Source organism: Paraburkholderia sp. SARCC-3016 (genome assembly GCF_031119615.1).
Taxonomy (GTDB): Bacteria; Pseudomonadota; Gammaproteobacteria; order Burkholderiales; family Burkholderiaceae; genus Paraburkholderia.
The window spans coordinates 126164-143380 of record NZ_JAVHZD010000008.1; the positions used below are offsets into that span (position 1 = coordinate 126164).

Sequence of the window (17217 nt, forward strand, 5' to 3'; positions counted from 1 at the left end):
ACTCGCGCGTGCCCGGTCGTTTCTTTCTTCGGGCACGCGCATTTACCGATCGTTTCGGTTGTAAGCAGTTGTCGCATTGGCGTCGCATTGCGGCGATATCGTGGTATTAATAGCGTCCAGTTCGTACCCGTACCTCGATACCAAGACATCAGGAGTCTCGATGAAAAAAACGCTCGTTTTGCTCGTGTCAGCGCTCTCGATCAGCAGCGCCTTCGCCCAGACCCCGGCGTCGTCGGCCGCACCCGCCATGACCGCGGCTTCGAATGCGGACAAGTCCGCGCGCCGCGAACAGCATGTCGAAGACCGTATCGCGTATCTGCATCAGCAGCTCAAGATCACGCCGCAACAGGAAACGCAGTGGAACGCATTCGCCGACGTCATGCGCAACAACGGCGATACGATGGCGAAGCTCTTTGAAGCGCGCCGTGCCGACAAGAACATTTCCGCGCTCGACGACATGAAGCAGTATGCGGAGATCACGCAAGCGCATGCGGACGGCACCAAGAAACTTGTCGATGCATTCCAGCCGCTTTACGACAGCATGTCGGCCGACCAGAAGAAGCTCGCCGATACGACGTTCCGCGAATCGCCGCCGCAAGGTCGCCGCCATTCGCACAACGGCGGCAAGAAGGCCGCACCGTCGAACGAGTCGACCGACAACTCCTGATCGACAGGCCCGCTTCGCAGCACCTGATTGGCAATACGCGGCGCTACGTGGCATAAGCGGCGCACTCGCTAAAGCGCAAGCACCGCCTGCGGTGGCAATCCGAACGAACGCCTGCCTCGAACGGCAGGCGTTTTTATTGGCACGTTCGTGAGCCTCCCCGACCGTTTTGCGCGGACGCTCTTATTGCGCGTATTGTTCCAAACCGCTAACGCCTGCAATCAATCTGGCATCATGCGAGTCCCGGGCTGCGCGAGCCGCCCGTTTCCTCCATTCTTGACAAGACCGTCATGATCGAACTGACGAACCTCGACTTGCGCACCGACCCGCTTGCACAACGCGTCGTAAAGGACGAAACGGTGACGGTGGACTTCGCCGCACACGCCGGCCAGCTCATGAGTCTCGAAGGTCCGAACCGCTATGCGGCCGGCGACGCGCTGATCACCGGCTCGAACGGCGAGCGCTGGGTCGTGTCGCGCGATCGCTTCGACGCGAAATACGCACCTGCCGATCCCGCAATGCCGCACGGGTCGCAAGGCGCTTATCGCAATCGCCCGGCGGTCGTGCTCGCGAAGCAAATGGCCCAGGCGTTTTCGCTTGCGCGCACGGCCTCTGGCGGCGATCTGCTCCGAGGTGCCGCCGGCGACTGGGTGATGCAATATGCGCCCGGCGACTACGGCGTCGTACAGGCAGCGCGCTTTGCGAAGGTTTATCACCGCGCATCGTAAAACTCGCGCTCGCCGTGCGTGCCGCGCACGATCGCGCTGGCGCGCTCAGGCGAACTCGTCCCCGAGTTCAACCGTCACTTCGCGCGGCACCGCCTCGCCATTCGCGTATTGCTCTTCGAGCGACCCGAGCGACGCTTCGACAAACGCGCGCAGCACCGCAAAGCTGCGTGCTCGCGCCCGCGCCGGCATGGCGCGATAACGCGCGAGCGCAGGCGGCGCAATCACGATGCTCATCGTGATCCGGCGCGCGGTCGCGCCAAAGCGCATCGCGACCCATTGCACGGTCAGCACCGGCGTGCCGTGCTCATCCGCGGGCCGCTCGACGAAACGGGTCTGATCGGGGAACAGGTCGCTGATTACGCGCGCGAGTTCTTCGATGTCCGCGCTGGCGCACTCGTATTGATAGGCTTCCATATCGTGTCGGGATAATTGAATGAGCGGTGGCGCTGTCCGAATCCTTGCCTTTGCCGCGTGCGGCGCTCAGCCTTTGCGCGCCGCTTGCAACGCCTGTGCGTCGCGGCGAAACACGCGCACGAGGCCGATCGCAACCGGCACGGCGAGCAGCACATAGATCGTATCGACAACCACGAGCGGCAACGCCTGCGTCTGCGACAACGCCGCCGGCACTTCGAGCAATGCATGCACGGCGATCGCAAGCGGCAGCACCGCGATCGAGCCGGCGCGCACGCCGCGCCACATCAGCACCGACAGGCCGAGCTGAAATACGAGGGCCGCGCCGCGCTCGATCATGAACACGCCCGCCGCGGCCGGCGTCAGGCTCACGACGAGCAGATGGATGCGCATCAGCGTATCGAGCGGCAGGCCGGACAGTGCGCTGCCGAGCCGCCCCGTATCTTCGAGCCACGCAAACACGATCCACTGAATCTGCACGATCACCCCGGTGAACCACAGCTCGGCACCGCCATGACCGAGACCGTAAGCAAGCGCATTCGGCTCGCGCGACGGCGAGGCTGCCGCTGCGGCGTTTTCCTTTCTCGAAGCGCGTCTGAAAAGCCAGCGCATGCCGATGTATCGCCCGACTTCCTGGCAAATGCCGATCGACAGCACGCCGACGATCACAAAGACCGTCGGGTTCTGGAGCCAGCCCGCGACGGTCGGGCTCGCCCTCAGCAGAAGGTCGTTCACGCCGCGCTCGATCAGCATCGCAAACAGCGCGAACACGCCGATACCGAGGATCGCGGCGCGCCGGTCCAGTTCGAGCGGTTTGCGCAGTCGCATATAAAGGATGAACGGCAGCGCGGCCATGAAAAGCGTCGCGGCAATCAGACAAGCGAGCGTCAATGGCGCGACGGGCAGTGCAACGGACGGTGCAGCAGGCATGAGCTTCCTTACTAAAAGCGGGAAATCGAGGAATGGCGGTTGATCGGCCGCGGGCGGACCCGCGACGAGAGCCGGCGGCGAGGCCAGGCAGAGCGCCCGGAGAGCCGCTTCAGGTCGCCTCGGGCAGTGCGCCGCAGCCCGAATGATCGCAGATCATCGCAAAGTCGATGCGCGTCCGATCGCTTCCGGGCGCGGCGGGCACAAACCGGCCCCGGTCGAAAACCCAAGGCGGCACCAGCACCGCGGACTCATCCTCGCAGCACTTCGCGGTTGACGATATTGCGCGCGAGCGTACCGTCGAGCGTGCCGATCAGATTTTCGGCCGCACAGCGCGCCATCGCGTGCCGTGTTTCGTGCGTGGCCGAGCCGATATGCGGCAGCGCGACCACATTGCGCATCGTCAGCAGCGGCGAATCGGCGGCGATCGGCTCCTGTTCGAACACGTCGAGGCCGGCCGCGAGAATCGTCCCCGCTCGCAACGCTTCGATCAGCGCGGCTTCGTCGACGACAGGACCCCGCGCCGCGTTGATCAGGATCGCGGTCTTCTTCATTGCCTTCAGTTGCGGCGCGCCGATCATATGGCGCGTCTCTTCCGACAGCGGCACCTGCAGGCACACGAAGTCCGCCTCGGCGAGCAGCGTATCGAGCTCGACGCGCCGCGCGCCATATTGCCGCTCCGCCGCGGGGTTCGCCGAGCGGTTCGCGTACAGCACGCTCATGTTGAAGCCGAGCGCGGCACGCCGCGCCACCGCGCCGCCGATACGCCCGAGCCCGACGATGCCGAGCGTCTTGCCCTGCACGTCGACGCCGAACTGCTCGGGCCCGACGCTTTGCGACCACCTCCCGGCGCTGACCCAGCCGGCGAGTTCGACGACGCGGCGCGCGGTCGCGAGCATCAGCGCGAACACGGTGTCCGCCGTCGATTCGGTCAGCACGTCCGGCGTATGCGCGAGCACGATGCCGCGGCGCGTGAGGTCGGCGACGTCGAATGCGTCGTAGCCGACGGAGATCGTCGATAACGCTTTCAGGCGCGTCGCGCCGTCGATCATCGCGGGCGTGATCTTCACCGTCGAGCCGATCGCGCCGTCGGCGTCGCGCAGCGCGGCGACGAACGCATCGTGGTTCGACGCGTCGACCTCGATCACATCCGCATGCTCGCGCAGATAAGCGAGCACGTCTTCGGGCAACGGCTTGTAGACGACGATTCTGCTTTTCATCGATGGTTCCTGGCTGTGGATGGGGGAGCGATGCGCTCGTGAACGCGTAGGATGCCGCAGACCGGCGCGGCGCGCCATTTGGATGGCGATGGCGGCGTAACGGCAACGTCATGGCGACACAGGCGCCGCGAACTCGGACGCGCCGGTCCGCGCTCAGCTTTCCGCGAGACACATCTCGAGAAACCGCCCGACGAGCCGCGACGGCGCACTCGCATGCGGCACGAGAATCGACAGGCGGCGCGTGAGCTGCGGCGAAAACGAGCAGCGGCATAGCGCGTCGTCTTCATGACGCATCGACATCGCCGACACGAAGCTGATGCCCATCCCCGCGCGCACGGCCTCCTTCACACCTTCGACGCCGGCGATCTCGAGCACCACGCGCACCGGCAGGCCGGCGTCGGCGAACGCGCGCTCGACCAGCTGCCGCACGCCGGAGCCCTCCTCGCGCAGCACGACCGGCTCGGCACTCAATTGCGCCAGCGACACGCCCTGCCCGCGCCCAGTCTCCGCGAGCGGATGCGTGCGCGGCATGATCGCGACGATTTCGTCTTCGCGCCACGGATGCACGGCCGTATCGGGCGGCAGATCGGGCCCGACGACGCCCTCGATCAACGCGATGTCGAGCGAGCCCAGATTCCCGACGATCTCCGACGTATTGCCGCCCGCCGTATGCAGCGTCACATCCGGATAGCCGCGCTGGAACGCCGCGATCAGATACGGCAGCAGGTAGCTCGCGGGCGTCGTGCTCGCACCGATGCGCAGCGTGCCGCGCTCCATGCCGCGCAGCGCGTCTCGGTATGCATGCGCCTGGCGCCAGGTGTCGCGCAAACGCGCCGCGTAGCTCGCCAGCTGCTCGCCGGCAGGCGTCAGCCGCACGCCGCGCCCATCGCGCAAATACAGCGGCTCGCCGAATTCGTCCTGCAGCTGACGCAGTTGACCCGAGACGGCCGGCTGCGACAAATGAAGGGCGACCGATGCGCGGCTGATGTTGCGGTGCTCGGCGACGGCCGCAAACGTTATAAGCTGATCCGGGGTCATGGGGAGTCAAATATCAGTTTGACCTATATATTACGTCACAAATCACGATTTCTCATATCGATATATTAAATTTAGGATTAGGCCATCGCTGCGACACGTCGCAGCCCATTCACCGAGCCTGATCCACCATGTCCACAGTCAATCTTCACGCCTCTCCGGTTGCCGGGCCGTCCACGCGCGGACAGTTGAACGGCATCCTGTTCGTCGCTCTTTTCGCCGCCGCGGTGACGAGCGTCGCGTCGCTGCCGGCCGTCGCCGCGCTGGGCCTGAGCCCGCTCATCGTCGGCATCGTCGCCGGCGCGGTTTACGGCAACGTATTGCGCGACGGCATGCCCGCCAGCTGGGCGGCCGGCGTCAATTTCTCCGCGCGCAAACTGTTGCGCATCGCGGTGGCGTTTTTCGGTCTGCGCGTCAGCCTGCAGGAGATCGCACAAGTCGGCCTGCCCGGCCTCGCCGAATCGGTGCTGATCGTCGTCAGCACGCTCGCTGTCGGCACGTGGGCCGGCATGAAGCTGATGAAGCTCGATCGCGACACCGCGCTGCTCACCGCGGCCGGCAGCGCGATTTGCGGCGCGGCGGCGGTGCTTGCTTTCGAATCGACGCTGCAGTCGAAGCCGCACAAGAGCGCGATGGCGGTCGGCAGCGTCGTGCTGTTCGGCACGCTGTCGATGTTCCTCTACCCGGCGCTCATGCGCGCCGGCTGGCTGCATCTCGATACGGTCGGCGCCGGGCTCTTTTTCGGCGGCACGATTCACGAAGTCGCCCAGGTTGTCGGTGCGGCCAGCAATGTGAGCCCCGAAGCGACGCATATCGCGACCATCGTCAAGATGACGCGCGTGATGCTGCTCGTGCCGGTGCTGCTCGCGGTCGGCCTGTGGGTCAACCGTTCGGCGCACGGGCCGGCTCATCGAGCGGGGCGCCATCGCGCAGCGCACGATCGCTCGCACGGCGGCGCGCATCGCCCCGTGCCGCGCAAGCTCGCCGTGCCGTGGTTCGCGCTCGGCTTCCTGCTGTGCGTCGGCCTGAACTCGGTGCACGTGCTGCCCACGCAGGCGACGCAGACGCTGAACCTGCTCGACACCTTCGCGCTGACGATGGCGATGACCGCGCTCGGTATGGAAACGCGTGTCGCGCAGATTCGGGAAGCCGGTCCGCGCGCGCTGCTGACGGGCCTCGTTCTCTATGTGTGGTTATTCGTTGGGGGTCTCGGCATCACATGGGCCGTAGAACGTCTGTTCGGCTGAACATGCCGGGCCCGTCACGTCAGAAAAGCCTCGCCTCGCGCGAGGCTTTCGGCGTTCGAGGCAGCACGCGCGGCAAATCGGACGGCAAGTCCGACGGCAGCCCGGCGCCAGCGTTCGGGTCCGCAACATGCGTCTTCCGTGGCGGCGTACTCGGTGCATGCGCGCCGCAACCGCGACGCGCCGCCCGGGACACCACCGAATGAGGACTGACCGATGACTTACGAGCTTTTTTACTGGGACGGATTGCAGGGCCGCGGCGAATTCGTACGGCTTGCACTCGAGGAAGCCGGCGCCGAATACATCGAAGTGGCGCGCGGCAGCGAACATGACGGACTCGGCACCGGCGCGATGATGGCGGTGATGGGCAGCAAGTCCGAGCCCTATCCGCCGTTTGCGCCGCCGTTCCTGAAGGACGGCGATCTGCTGATCTCGCAGACCGCGAACATCCTGTTCTACCTCGGCCCGCGGCACGGTCTCGCGCCCGGCGTCGACAGCCTGCGCTATGTCGTCAACGGCCTGCAGCTGACGATTGCCGACGTCGTCGCCGAAGCGCACGACACGCATCATCCGCTGTCGACGAACCTGTACTACGAAGAGCAGCAGGACGCCGCAAAAGTGCGCGCGCACGACTTCATCGACGAGCGGATTCCGAAGTTCATGGGCTACTTCGAGCGCGTGCTGAAACAGAATCCGGCCGGCGACGCGTACCTCGTCGGCGACTCGCTCACTTACGTCGACCTGTCGATGTTCCAGCTGATCGACGGCCTGTACTACGCGTTCCCGCGCGCGATGAAGACGTTCCCGAAACACTACCCGCGCCTCGCCGCCCTGCACGACGCCGTGCTCGAACGGCCGCGTATCGCTGCGTACCTCGAATCGGAGCGCCGCATCGAGCACAACGAGTCGTGCATCTTCCGGCACTACCCGGAACTCGACAAGGACACCCGTTAACCCTTTTTTGCTGCAGAACTGCAGATGACCCGAGCTTCGCAAAACAACACGACAAACGAGTCTCCCGCGGACACCCCGGGGGACACGCCGGGGGACGAAGCGCGGCGCACACCGGCTGGCATCACGAACGAAGCCGGCGCGCCGCGTGCACGCGATCCGTCGGGCGAGGAGACCGCAGCGGCGTCGCACGATGCTATCCTTGCGCGCGACACCCACGAACCTGCCGCCTATTCCGTGCTCTCGTTCCTGCTCAGGCTGCGCACCCGCGCCGCGCGACTGTTCCGGCTCTCGGATGCGCATACGATGCTCGTCTGGTCGGTCATCATCGGTATCGTCGGTGCGCTCGCGACGGCCGCGTTTCGCGAAGGCATCTCGCTGCTGCAGCGGCTTTTTGCGGGCACCGAGGGCAGCTTCGTCGAAATGGCGCGCAGCCTGCCGTGGACCACGCGAATCTGGCTGCCGGCCGCCGGCGGGCTGATCGCTGGCGTCATGCTGGTCCTCGCGCAGCGCAAGCAGGACAAGAAGGCGACGACCGATTACATGGAAGCGGTCGTGATCGGCGACGGCGTCGTGCCGGTGCAGGCGAGCCTGTGGCGCACCGTGTCGTCGCTGTTTTCGATTTCGAGCGGCGGCTCGATCGGCCGCGAAGGTCCGATGGTGCAACTGGCGGCGCTGTGCGCCTCGCTGATCGGGCGCGTCGTGCATCTCGATCCGCCACGCTTGCGGCTGCTTGTCGCGTGCGGCGCGGCGGCCGGTATCACGTCCGCGTATAGCGCGCCGATCGCCGGCGCGTTTTTCGTCACCGAGATCGTGCTCGGCTCGATCGCGATGGAAAGCTTCGGACCCGTCGTCATTTCGTCGGTGGTTGCGAACATCACGATGCGCGAGTTCGCCGGCTACCACGCGCCATACGAAATGCCCGCCTTCCCGGCCATCACCGGCCCCGAGGTGCTGCTCTTCGTCGGCCTCGGCCTGCTGTGCGGCGCGGCCGCGCCGCAGTTCCTGCGGCTCATCGACGCATCGAAAGCGACCTTCAGGCGCATCAGGCTGCCGCTGCCGATACGGCTCGCCATCGGCGGACTCGTGGTCGGCATCATTTCGGTCTGGACACCGGAGGTCTGGGGCAACGGTTACAGCGTCGTCAACTCGATCCTGCATTCGCCGTGGACGTGGACCGCGCTCGTCGCCGTGCTCGCGTTCAAGATCATCGCCACCGCGGCGACGGTCGGCTCCGGCGCGATCGGCGGCGTCTTCACGCCGACGCTTTTCGTCGGCGCGGTGCTCGGCGCGCTGTTCGGTCTCGGCATGCACGCGCTCCTGCCGAACTACACGTCGCCGTATTTCGCCTATGCGATGGTCGGCATGGGCGCGTTCCTCGCGGGCGCCACGCAGGCGCCGCTGATGGCGATCATGCTGATCTTCGAAATGACCTTGAGCTACCAGGTCGTGCTGCCGCTGATGCTGTCGTGCGTGGTCGCCTATTTCGTCGCACGCGCGATCGGCAATGCGTCGATGTACGACATCACGCTGCATCGCAATCGCGAGGAGCAGGAACGGATGCGCCTGCGTTCGACGCAGATGCGCGAACTGATCCGCCCGCCGCAGACCGTCGTGCAGCCCACCGCCACGGTGCAGGACATGACGCGCGTGTTCCTCGAATATCCGGTCAAGTATCTGTACGTGACCGACGAAACCGGCAGTTTTCTCGGCGTGGTCGCGTTGAAGGACATCACGTCGGATCTGCTCGAACGGCGCGACACGTCGACCCGCACCGCAGCCGATTATCTGCAGCCGCACTTCGGCGTGCTCACGCCCGACATGCCGCTTGGCGTCGCACTGCAGCACTTTCTCGCGCATCAAGGGGAGCGGCTGCCCGTCATCGAGAGCGTCGCGCGGCCGAAGCTGGCCGGCGTCGTCTACAAGTCGTCGCTGCTCGACGCGTACTTCCGGATGAATCCGACGCGCTGACGCGCTGATCGCTGCTACGCTCCGACGCGCGCTTGCGCGACCGCTCCGCTGATACCAAACGTCACAACCTGCCGCGTGCAAAGCGCGGCAATTTCTCTAAAATAAATTGACAGAAAGCGACCCGCCGGCTGCCCGCTGCAAGCCGCGCGCGCCGCGCTGCCGGCCCGCCAGGAGCACATGCCGGCGTGCGGGCCGTGCGCCATGCTTCGCGTTCGGAAAGACGCGGCACCCTACGACCGGGAGCGGACATGAGCGAACCGTCCATCGATGCCGTGCGACGCGATCACGCGGGCTGGATCTTCGTGCATATCGAAGGCGAGCCGTATGACCGCGGCGAACAGCACGGGCAATTGCTCGCGGCCGAAATCCGCAATGCGATCCACACCGCACGCTACCTCGCCAAATGGGACACGGGCGAGGACTTCGACACCTTCGTCAATGCCGCCGTGGCCCAGTTCGCGCCGCGCCTCGACACCGAATTCGCCGACGAAATCCAGGGCATTGCCGACGGCGCAAAGCTGCCGTTCGCCGAAGTGCTCGCGTGGAACGGCTACATGGACCTGCTGCAAAGCTGGTGGCCCAGTTTCGCCGCGGCGCAGCATCCGCGCGTTGGCCTGAAACCGTGGCGCGGGCGGCGCGGCCATCACTGCAGCGCATTTATCGCGACCGGCGACGCGACGCGCGACGGCCGCATCGTGATGGCGCACAACTCGTGGGACCGCTACGCGGCCGGCGACGCATTCAACGTGGTGTTCGATATCGTGCCCGACTCCGGGCACCGCATCCTGATGCAGGGGCTGCCCGGCTGCATTTCGAGCCTCACCGACTTCTGGATCACGTCCGCGGGCCTCATGGTCACCGAAACGACGATCTCCAACTTCGCCGGCTACCACGCGGCCGGCGCGCCGGAGTTTTACCGCTCGCGGCGCGCCACGCAGTACGCGAGCAATATTCGCGAGTGGTGCGATATGTTCGCGGTCGCGAACAACGGCGGCTATGCGAACAGCTGGCTGCTCGGCGACATCAACACGGGCGAGATCGCGCGCTACGAACTCGGGCTGCGCCATGCGGGCTTCGAAAGCACGAAGAACGGCTTCTATAGCGGTTACAACACGGCGTCGGATCTGAAGATTCGAAACCAGGAATGCGTCGGCGAAGGCGAAGACTATACGGATGTGCGCAAGAACGGCGCGCGGCGGCTGCGCTTCATGCAGCTCGCGGAGATGCATCACGGCCAGATCGATCTCGAACTCGCCAAGCAGATGATTGCCGACCATCACGACGTGTATCTCGATCGTGCCGACAACCCCTGCTCGCGCACGATCTGCGGACACCTCGAACTCGACGACGCGCGCTTCGGCGGCTCCGATCACGGCCCGTTCAATCCATGGGGCGCGAACGACGGCAAGGTCGTCGACAGCGAAATGGCGCGCGACATGGCCTTTTACGCGCGCTGGGGGCATCCGTGCGGGCGGCCGTTCGACGCACAGGCGTTCATGAAACGTCACCCGCAGTGGAACTGGCTCAATGGCTATATGCGCGACCGGCCGTCGTGGCCGTGGACGCGCTTCGAGATGCTGCGCTAGAGGCCGCGTCCGCGCGCCGCCCACCCTTTCTTAAAGCTTACGAATTCACACCGGATTCGTCGCCCATGGCGATTCGAACCCTGACGCGGGTCTGCGCTAGCTCAAGGTTCCTGAAAAAATTACCATCTAAGATGGCCATAATGGCGTTGCGCTGAAGCGCAGCCATGCCAGATAAGGCGCCTCATGGGCGCCCGAATGGCATAGCGCTTGCAAGAATGGCTGCGCTGGCTTTGCAAAGGAGGTCGGGCGATGAAAACCTCGACACTGTTGACCATGGTAACGTTGTCGGCCTCATGTTTCGCCGCGCCGGTTCACACCGCGCAGGACGCGCTGACCGACTTCTCCGCCCAACGCACGAATGCCGCGCCGGTCGCGCCGCCTGCGCCCGAGATCGCGGTACAGCCCGATATCCGCCCGGAACGCTGGCAGCACATCACGCTGCCCAGGTCGCGTCGTCCCGATCGCGGTCTGGCGGCGCGCGACGAGCATTTGCAGACCTGATTCGATGGGCGCGCCGTGGGCGTGGCGCCGCGGCGCTTCGATGATGACCCCTCCTGCGCACTGCCGTTCGCGTCGGATCCGGCTGCGCGAGCGCCTGACCTCCCGTCTGACCGTCTGACCGTATGACCAACCCATCCGCTCTACAACGCCTGCATAGCGAGGAATGAACCTATGACCCCACCGGCATCCCACGACGTGCCGCGCGAATCGATCGATCTGCAGATCGCCGACGTGCTGAGCGCCGCGACCTATCCGGCCAACAAGGATGCCCTCGTCGATGCGGCGCGGGACGCGGGCGCGAGCAACGAAGTGCTCGCGATGCTTGACGGTTTGCCCGAGCAGGATTACGCCGACCTCGCCGCCGTGACGAAGCTGATCGGCAGCAACTTCGGGCCGGGCCTCAGCGCGTAGCCGCTTACGTCAAGCGGAGCTTGCCGAGCTTACGTTCGAGGCTGCTGCATCGGTCGTCGGATCGTCGAAGCTCGGTCGTGCAGTCACTGACCTCGCGGGTCCTTCGCCAGAAGTCGGCGTGCGCGGTCAGAAGTTGTGCCTCGATGTCGCTTTTGCGCGCCGGGTCGAGGCCGCTCTGCTGTTTCCGGGCGTCAAGGTCCTTGATCTGCGCGCTCGCCTGATCGAGCGCGGTGATCGCTCGTTCGCGCGCTGCGCGTGCCGCATCGCGATCGCGCATCGCTCGCTCAAGGCTGCTGCGCAGTTCATAACGTTTCGCTTCATTGGCAGCGCGTTGCGTCTGCGCGCTGCTGCGGGTTCCGTAGTCCGCGCGATGGCTGCCGGAACCCGCGCCACCAGGCAGCAGATTCTCGCGATCGCCGCCTTTGTCCCCTGAACCTTGTGCATTCCCGCCGCCACGTAACCGCAGGACGGGGCTGGCGTCTCGAGACGCGTCAGGTGCCGTTGTCTGCGATGAACTCCGCGGCGTTGCGTCCGAAGGCGCCCGATACTCGGGAGGTCTAACGCCGGAGGGATGAAACGTATCGTGAAACGATCCGCCAACGTGCATGCCAGGCATAGTGGTCCTCCCGTGAGCCGATGCGCACGCCGTGTGCGCGGGCTTTCATTACATCACCGCAGACCTGCGCCATGTGATGAAGCGCCACCACGCACAGCGGCACGCCGAAGCCTGCCGCTCACATCGAGTCGATGCGCGCTTGCTCGCGTTCGAGGTCCGCAAGCTGGCGCTCGTGGCGCAGCCGTTCACTTTCCAGCGAGGCGAACTCGAGTTCGAGTTTCGATGCCTTGTCTTCCATATGCACCTTTTCACGCCACGCATCGCCAAGCTCGGCCTCGATTTTCGACAGATCGCGCCGCGCCTCGTCGCGCTTGCTCGACCATTCGCGATGACTGTCCTCGTACCGTCTTTGCTCGTCACGGGCTTCGCGCACTACGGATTCGTCGTTGAACGCCGATTGCAACTTCGATCCGGCCTGGTTCGAGAACAGGTGCTGCAGTTCGAAAGGAAGATCCGCGCGCTGCGTCGAACTCGTCGCATTTGCCGCATCGTGGCGGCGCTTCGCTTCCTCATGGTGACGGGCGGCCTGTCCGGCTTTGCGCTCGTAATCGCCGGCTCGCGCCGACGCTTCCTCGAAACGTCGCTTTGCCTCGTCCTTGCGCTGGTCGAGCGCAGAAATGCGGCTTTCCGCGCCCGTCTTCGCGACGCGCGTATTGTTCAGCTCGTCGCGCTTCGCGTTTCCTTCTGCCCTTTTTGCTTCGAGCTCGGTTCTTGTCGCCTGCGCTTTTTCCTGGAGCGCCGCCCGTGCGCGGGCCTTGTCAGCCTCCGACCAGCCCGCGCCGCGCAGTCCGCCTTGCAGCGGCGTACGCGATCCGTCGACGGCGCCTGAACGCGTGCTGATCAGCCGCGCACCGGACAGGAACCGGTCGCCGGCGCCGATCCTGTATCCGATGTCGCGAAGCGCACCGCTTCCCGTCGCCATCGCCGATCCCGTCGACAGGCGGCCTGGCGCTGTCGGGAACGACTGAGCGCTAGCGCCGGCAAGCCCGGTCGCGACGCCAGCCGGATGCGACAAGCCTTGTCGTGCGCTCTCTGTTACGGGCTCATGAAACGTGTCGTGAACATTGCCGATGTGTATGCCCGGCATGCAACCTCCCTTTTGATGAATGCGGCCTCGCCCCTGCGTTCCGGGCACGCGAGGCCGTCGTGCGGATAATCGTCGCGTCAGCCCGCATTGCCGTGCGGTGGCGGTCGAACATCGTCACGCGCGGCGGCTCCGGTGCGACCCGGGACCGGCTGCGTGGCAGACAGATCCCCGAGCTTGCGTTCAAGCCTGCCGATCTTCTTCGAATACCTGTCCTCTTCGAGTGTGAAATTCGCCTTCTTGAACCGGTTCCGCGCGATCGTGCTGTGCGCCTCGCGCATCTGATACTCGATGGAACGACCTGCTCCGGCCTCATCGCCGGCGCGCGGATCGTTTCGCTGACGCTTCAATCTGTCGATGTCGGCCCACGCCTTGTCGATATCGCGCTGGGCCGCCTGCGTAACCGAATGCGCGCCGTCCAGCTTTTTCCTCGCACGGTCGAGCTTCGCTATGGTTTTTTCCAGTTTGCTGGCATTTTTTGCGTCCAGCTTCGTTCCTGAGGTACCTGCACCCGCGACAGGCTCGTCGTGTACCGCCCTGTCGTACGAGGGCCGCCCGGTTGACCCATTACCGTTGGTGCCGGCCGTCGCGACGCCGACGCGCAACGTGCGACGGCCGATGGAGAAACCCGGCGCGTCCGCTACGGCAGGCGCGCGCGAATGCGTCGCGGCGGACATGGGGGACCCTGCGCTCGGTCCTGCGCTCGGTCCTGCGCTCGGTCCTGCGCTTGAACCCGTGCTCGATCCCGCGCTTGATCGCGATCTGCTGGCGCCGGAGATATCTCCATGCGCTTGCGCGGCACGATTGGCTGACGCAGTCCCACCCGGCTCCTGCAATCGCTCATAACCGGAGCCCCAACGAAAGATGCTTCCAATGCGGAAATCGATCACGGCCTGTCCTCCCGATTGAATCGCGGCGTACTTCGCTCGATGTGCATGCCGGCCTGCTCGACACCACGCAGCACGCACGACGGCTCGACGACAACGCGCAAGGACGAACGACACGTCCATTGTTCATGCCGTCGAGACACATTGAAACAGCATGTGCCTGAGGACGGGTCATAACCGGCGATGGTGCGCAGGACGTGCTGCCGAAGCACGCGAAAAAAAAGCGCGTCCGGCAATCTGCCTTGGACGCGCTTTCGATTCCGGCTGGAATCGCAGCCGACGATCAGGGTTTGTTCGATTCGAACAGATCGAGAATCTGCTTCTTTTCCGTCGACGACACGGTGGGCTGCGGCTGAACCTGTTGCTGCGGCGTCATCGATGCCGGGCCCACGCCGCCCTGCACGTCGCTCGCCGCGGCAAGCGGATTCGCACTGTCCATGCCGATGCTCGCGACGAACCCGCTGCCCGGCTCGCGGTCTGCATAGAACAGTTCGCCGTCGACGTTCGCCACGCCCGCCGGTATCTCCGGCTCCGCTTGCGGCACGCCGCGCAGCGCACGGCCCATGTAGTCCATCCAGATCGGCAGCGCGAGCTGCGCGCCGAATTCGCGGCTGCCGAGGCTCTTCGGCTGGTCGTAGCCCATCCATGCGACCGCGACGAGCGATTGCTGGTAACCGGCAAACCAGCCGTCCTTCGCGTCGTTGGTGGTGCCTGTCTTGCCCTGCAGGTCGTTACGATGCAGCGCATTCGACGCCGCGCCCGTGCCTGCCGTGGCGACCGAATGCAACAGGCTGTTCATGATGTATGCGTTGCGCGGATCGACCGTGCGCGGCGCATCGCGGCCCGCGACGAGCGGTTGCGCACGCGAAATCTCGATGCCGCGCGCGTCGGTGACATCGGCAATCAGATACGGATTGACGCGATAGCCGCCGTTCGCGAATACCGAATACGCGCTCGCCGATTGCAGCGGCGTAACGAGCCCGGCGCCGAGCGCCATCGGCAGGTACGGCGGCGTCTTGTCCGCATCGAAGCCGAAGCGCTGCGTCACATAGTCTTGCGCGTACTTCGTGCCGATATACGACAGGATGCGAATCGACACGAGGTTCTTCGACTTTTCCAGAGCGACGCGCATCGACATCGGGCCGTCCGGCTGGTCGTCGTCGTGCGGCTCCCACGCGTCGCCGCCTGGCGTCGTCGGCGGGAAGTACAGCGGCGCGTCGTTGATGATCGTCGCGGGTCCGAGGCCCTTGTCGAGCGCGGCCGAATAGATGAACGGCTTGAAGCTCGAGCCCGGCTGACGCCACGCTTGCGTGACGTGGTTGAACTTGTTCTTGTTGAAGTCGAAGCCGCCGATCAGCGCGCGGATCGCGCCGTCTTGCGGCGTCAGCGAGACGAGCGCGCCTTCGACTTGCGGCAGTTGCGTGATCTGCCAGTTGCCGTTCGCATCGGCGACAAGGCGCACGATCGAGCCGGGCCGGATGCGCTGCGCCTGCGAGGCGCGCGGCGACAGCGCGGCGGCCACGAACCGCAGACCGTCGGCTTTCACCGTGGCAGTCGTGCCGTCCTGCAGTTGCGCGGTCACTTCCTTCGGGCTCGCGGCCGTGACGACAGCCGATACGATCTCGCCGTTGTCCGGATGCTCGGACAGCGTGTCTTCGATCGTTTCCTCGCGGTCGTCCGCGTTTTGAGGCAATTCGATAAAGCCTTCCGGGCCGCGATAGCCGTGACGGCGCTCATAGTCCATGACGCCCTTGCGCACGGCCCGATACGCGGCGTCCTGATCCGCCGAATCGATGGTCGTGGTGACGTTCAGCCCGCGCGTATAGGTTTCGTCCTTGTACTGCGCGTACATCATCTGCCGGACCATTTCGGCAACGTACTCCGCATGCACGCTGTATTCGTTGCCGGCGACTTTTGCGTGGATGTCTTCCTTCACGGCCTGATCGTATTGATCCTGCGTGATGTAGCGCAGATCGAGCATGCGCTTGAGGATGTACTCCTGGCGAATCTTCGCGCGCTTCGGATTGACGACGGGGTTATACGCGGACGGTGCCTTCGGCAGACCGGCGAGCATCGCCGCCTGCGCGAGCGAAATGTCCTTGAGGTCCTTGCCGAAGTACACGCGCGCGGCGGCCGCGAAACCGTATGCGCGCTCGCCGAGATAGATCTGATTCATATACAGCTCGAGAATCTGGTCTTTCGACAGCGCGCGTTCGATCTTGTACGCGAGCAGCATCTCGTAGATCTTGCGCGTATAGGTTTTTTCGCTCGACAGGAAGAAGTTGCGCGCGACCTGCATCGTGATCGTGCTTGCGCCCTGCGATGCGCCGCCATGCGAAAGATCGGCGAAGCCCGCCCGCAGAATGCCGACGAAGTCGACGCCGCCGTGCTCGTAAAAGCGATAGTCCTCGATCGCGAGCACCGCTTTTTTCATCTGGTCCGGGATATCCTGGAAGCGCACGAGGCTGCGGCGTTCCTCGCCGAATTCGCCGATCAGCACATGGTCCGCCGTGTAGACGCGCAGCGGCACCTTCGGCCGGTAGTCGGTCAGCGCGTCGAGCGACGGCAATTGCGGGTTCATCACGACGAGCGCATAGCCGACGATCAGCGCGCCGACCACGCCGAGCGCCGCGATCAGTCCGAAAAACCAGATCACGAGACGCGTCAGCAATGACATACGGCGGCGAGGCGGTGGTTCGTCATAACGGTGATACGGATTGTCGGATCGATCCGGATCGCGGCCCCGGTCGCCAGGATGATCCGATGAGTTCGAAGAAGGCGGTCGTTTGATGATAGGCATGACTTGGAATGTCGGCGCATCGCTGCACGCCGTCTGTATTCGTGCTTTCGGACGCAGGTGAGTCGTATCTGAATGCACGCCGTTCGTGGATGCAGCGTGATCGTAGCGTGTAGCGCGTGCGAGCGGGCACGCCGTGCCCAGCGTAACAGTGCATTTTAAAGAAAACCGGCATTATGCTAGC

Annotated in this window: 16 protein-coding genes; 8 read left to right on the plus strand and 8 right to left on the minus strand. The window is 65.0% G+C overall.

The window, feature by feature from the left end:
* Positions 1-160: 160 nt before the first annotated feature.
* Both QYH69_RS10375 and QYH69_RS10380 read left to right on the plus strand, forming a co-directional pair.
* The gene (locus QYH69_RS10375; protein WP_308831768.1) at positions 161-667 is read left to right on the plus strand and encodes a Spy/CpxP family protein refolding chaperone; all 507 of its coding nucleotides are present in this window, start codon (positions 161-163) and stop codon (positions 665-667) included.
* Between the two features lie 287 nt (positions 668-954).
* Positions 955-1392 carry a PGDYG domain-containing protein gene (locus QYH69_RS10380; protein WP_308831769.1) on the plus strand — a complete coding sequence of 146 codons (438 nt, stop codon included), beginning with the start codon at positions 955-957 and terminating at the stop codon, positions 1390-1392.
* Between the two features lie 45 nt (positions 1393-1437).
* Here the strand turns inward: QYH69_RS10380 and QYH69_RS10385 are convergent, their stop codons facing one another.
* From QYH69_RS10385 to QYH69_RS10400, 4 genes are all read right to left on the minus strand, one after another.
* Positions 1438-1806: a DUF3022 domain-containing protein gene (locus tag QYH69_RS10385; protein ID WP_308831770.1), complete on the minus strand. Its 369-nt coding sequence runs from the start codon at positions 1804-1806 to the stop codon at positions 1438-1440.
* 66 nt (positions 1807-1872) lie between these two features.
* A complete protein-coding gene (locus tag QYH69_RS10390) occupies positions 1873-2733 on the minus strand; it encodes a YhfC family intramembrane metalloprotease (RefSeq protein WP_374992382.1) in 861 nt (286 codons plus the stop codon).
* Between the two features lie 248 nt (positions 2734-2981).
* A complete protein-coding gene (locus tag QYH69_RS10395; protein WP_308831771.1) occupies positions 2982-3950 on the minus strand; it encodes an NAD(P)-dependent oxidoreductase in 969 nt (322 codons plus the stop codon).
* Between the two features lie 153 nt (positions 3951-4103).
* Positions 4104-4988, minus strand: coding sequence for a LysR family transcriptional regulator (locus tag QYH69_RS10400; RefSeq protein ID WP_308831772.1), 885 nt, complete (start codon positions 4986-4988; stop codon positions 4104-4106).
* A gap of 128 nt (positions 4989-5116) precedes the next feature.
* On the opposite strand from QYH69_RS10400, the gene QYH69_RS10405 reads away from it, so the two are divergent.
* From QYH69_RS10405 to QYH69_RS10430, 6 genes are all read left to right on the plus strand, one after another.
* Positions 5117-6232, plus strand: coding sequence for a YeiH family protein (locus QYH69_RS10405; RefSeq protein WP_308831773.1), 1116 nt, complete (start codon positions 5117-5119; stop codon positions 6230-6232).
* 213 nt (positions 6233-6445) lie between these two features.
* Positions 6446-7183 (plus strand): glutathione S-transferase, encoded by a 738-nt coding sequence (locus tag QYH69_RS10410; RefSeq protein ID WP_308831774.1) that lies wholly within the window; start codon positions 6446-6448, stop codon positions 7181-7183.
* 234 nt (positions 7184-7417) lie between these two features.
* Complete coding sequence (locus QYH69_RS10415) at positions 7418-9151, plus strand: ClcB-like voltage-gated chloride channel protein (RefSeq protein ID WP_308831863.1); 1734 nt, start codon at positions 7418-7420, stop codon at positions 9149-9151.
* A gap of 248 nt (positions 9152-9399) precedes the next feature.
* Entirely contained in the window at positions 9400-10737 is a 1338-nt protein-coding gene (locus tag QYH69_RS10420) for a C45 family peptidase (protein WP_308831775.1), read from the plus strand.
* A gap of 249 nt (positions 10738-10986) precedes the next feature.
* Complete coding sequence (locus tag QYH69_RS10425) at positions 10987-11238, plus strand: hypothetical protein (RefSeq protein ID WP_308831776.1); 252 nt, start codon at positions 10987-10989, stop codon at positions 11236-11238.
* A 171-nt stretch (positions 11239-11409) separates the two neighbouring features.
* Positions 11410-11649 (plus strand): DUF2795 domain-containing protein, encoded by a 240-nt coding sequence (locus tag QYH69_RS10430; RefSeq protein ID WP_308831777.1) that lies wholly within the window; start codon positions 11410-11412, stop codon positions 11647-11649.
* A 4-nt stretch (positions 11650-11653) separates the two neighbouring features.
* Here the strand turns inward: QYH69_RS10430 and QYH69_RS10435 are convergent, their stop codons facing one another.
* From QYH69_RS10435 to QYH69_RS10450, 4 genes are all read right to left on the minus strand, one after another.
* Entirely contained in the window at positions 11654-11926 is a 273-nt protein-coding gene (locus tag QYH69_RS10435) for a hypothetical protein (RefSeq protein ID WP_308831778.1), read from the minus strand.
* A gap of 457 nt (positions 11927-12383) precedes the next feature.
* Positions 12384-13352: a hypothetical protein gene (locus QYH69_RS10440; RefSeq protein ID WP_308831779.1), complete on the minus strand. Its 969-nt coding sequence runs from the start codon at positions 13350-13352 to the stop codon at positions 12384-12386.
* Positions 13353-13429: 77 nt separating this feature from the next.
* Entirely contained in the window at positions 13430-14026 is a 597-nt protein-coding gene (locus tag QYH69_RS10445; RefSeq protein WP_308831780.1) for a hypothetical protein, read from the minus strand.
* A gap of 493 nt (positions 14027-14519) precedes the next feature.
* Positions 14520-17036 carry a penicillin-binding protein 1A gene (locus tag QYH69_RS10450; RefSeq protein WP_308831781.1) on the minus strand — a complete coding sequence of 839 codons (2517 nt, stop codon included), beginning with the start codon at positions 17034-17036 and terminating at the stop codon, positions 14520-14522.
* Positions 17037-17217 lie beyond the last annotated feature (181 nt).